Origin of the sequence: Ensifer sp. YR511 (genome assembly GCF_900103045.1) — a bacterium.
In the GTDB taxonomy this organism is placed as follows: domain Bacteria; phylum Pseudomonadota; class Alphaproteobacteria; order Rhizobiales; family Rhizobiaceae; genus Ensifer; species Ensifer adhaerens.
This window is the reverse complement of the sequence record NZ_FNGR01000081.1, coordinates 1-2,226: the sequence shown is the minus strand read 5'-3', so window position 1 is coordinate 2,226 and position 2,226 is coordinate 1. Positions and strand designations below refer to the sequence as shown.

Sequence of the window (2,226 nt, the reverse complement as noted above, 5' to 3'; positions counted from 1 at the left end):
TGTCAAAGCTGAATAGGGCTGCGACGTCGCCAGCCATTTAGAAATGCGACACTGCCCGCCGGCTTGCTCTGCCAGTCAGCCCCCGATCCGACCGGCTGGTCCGGGTTGAAAGGGCGGAGCGGGGGCGGGTGATGACACTCCCCTTCGGCTTTAGCTTTCTCAGTAGCAATTGTTTTGTCGCCGGTTGATACTCGCTTGCACCTGCATAGGGCGAGGTAGGGATCACAGCCGCACGATGCTTCCGGAAATCAAGCTGCATGGTGACGTCGATGTCGCCGCACTGTCCCCACTTCTTCGCGGTATGCTTCTTTCGGTTGCCTATGCTGACGGTGAGGGCGGCATAGGATTGACGGCGACCGGCGCCATGAACCGCAAGTTCGTGCATTGGGCCGCTGTGCACTTCCTTTGGCCAGGCTTCACAGCCGAAGACCTCTACAGCATGAACAAGGTGCTCAATGAAAGCGACATGCCGCCGCTTTGGGTGGTGCGCGACATGACCCGTCATCTGAAGCTTCTTCGTCGGAAAAAAGATGTGCTGCTGCCAACCAGACGCGGCCGGGAGTTCCTGGTGAACCCGCAAGCCTTCTTCGATCTGATCGCCACGGATTATCTCTATTCGTATGTCCATACCACCGAGCGGGAAGAGGAGGTCCGAGCGCGGTTACGCTGGTGGCGCATGTTCCTCAATCTTCTCAATATCAAAGCCAGGGAAGGGTGCACGCCAATAGACGTTGTGAAGATCCTCTATCCAGACTTGGCGCCTCTGTCGGACACCGAAATGACCATAGAAGCCTGGAAGTTGAAATCCGATCTCCAATATGGCGTCTTTCGGCGCTTGTGCTGGCTCGGTGTGCTCTATGAGGCACGAGAGGGGCTTACGCTCCTCCAGCATGGAGCCTTCCACAAGACGCCACTTTGGCCAGCTTGCCTGCAGTTGGAATCGGATGCGCAGAGCGACATCGGCGTGCATTGACGCTCTTTATTCCGCCGCTGGCCGCCTCATCAACGCTTTCTCTCGTCGCGCAATCACCGCCGGATCGTTCATGAAATCCGTCCGCCGGCCAGGCTTGGGACCACGCTTCTGGTAGCCGTTGGCTGTGCTACCGTCTCGAATGCCGAACATATGATCCGTTTGGCCCGTTCGGCTCGGACCACTCTTGCTGCGCTGCTGTTGGCGTCCGGCCTGCATCTCGGCGACAATTGACAGCATGTCGTCCAGCCGCTTGTTGTCGACGACCTCGGCACGATGCACCGAGCGCAACGTATCGAAGGTCCTGTAGGGCAGGGCAAAGCTCTCGTGCATGATCTCAAGCCGACCGTCCGGATAATCGCAGACAATCACCTTCTGGCCCGCCAATGGCCTGGAAATCTCGGTCGGATCGAGAATGAACAGCACCTTGTCGTAACGCAGCGTCAGGGATTGCGACAGCGTGCGCACTTCCTTGCGGCACATGGCACCATCGAGGTTCTCATGGTCGGACAGCGGCCGGTGCATGTCCTTCGGATTGCGTGGTTGCTTGCCAAAACGAGTGTTGAAATCTGCAATGAACTCAGGCGCATAGACATTGGCAGCTTCGATCGTATCGATGCCGCGAAGTCGCATCTCCTTGACCAGCCGATCCTGCAATGTCTGGTTGGCACGCTCCACTCGACCCTTGGCCTGCGGGGTGTTGGCACAGATGATGTCGATATTGAGTTCATAGAGCGCCCGTCCGAACTGCGTCAGGCCGCTTGTCCGGTCTTTCTTCGACGCATGGAGCGAGCGGAAAACGCCGTGCTTGTCGCTGTAGAAGGCCAGCGGCTTGCCCCATTGCTGCAGATAGGCCTTCGTCGCGTGCAGATAATCGAATGTATTCTCCGATCCAGCAAAGCGAAGATGTAAAAGCTTGCCGGTGGCGTCATCAATATAGACGAGCAGGGCGCATTTGGGGCCGCGGTTCTCGAACCACCAGTGATGCGACCCATCGATCTGCACCAGTTCGCCAAAGCAGTCGCGCCGGCCACGTGGCTGGAAAACCCGTTTCTTGCGTTCCCGACGCGAGATCCAGATGCCAGCCTCGGTCATCCATTGCCGCAGCGTTTCCTTGGCAACAGAAATCCGGTGCAGCTCGATGAGCTTCTCGCGCGCCAGCGTCGGACCGAAATCCAGATAGCGTTCGCGGATCAGATCCAGCGCCGCATTGCGGAAATCCTCGCTGTGGCGCCGATTGCTCGGCCGGGATCGCT

The 2,226-nt window shown here is 58.3% G+C and carries 2 protein-coding genes; one reads left to right on the top strand and one right to left on the bottom strand.

What is annotated here, in order from left to right; translation table 11 throughout:
- The first annotated feature begins 235 nt into the window (after window positions 1-235).
- Entirely contained in the window at window positions 236-973 is a 738-nt protein-coding gene (locus BLU15_RS38720) for a hypothetical protein (RefSeq protein WP_060521184.1), read from the top strand.
- Between the two features lie 6 nt (window positions 974-979).
- Here BLU15_RS38720 and BLU15_RS38715 read toward each other — a convergent pair.
- Window positions 980-2,226, bottom strand: a 1,247-nt coding sequence (locus tag BLU15_RS38715) for an ISNCY family transposase (protein WP_090302585.1), incomplete at its 5' end; no start/stop codon positions are given.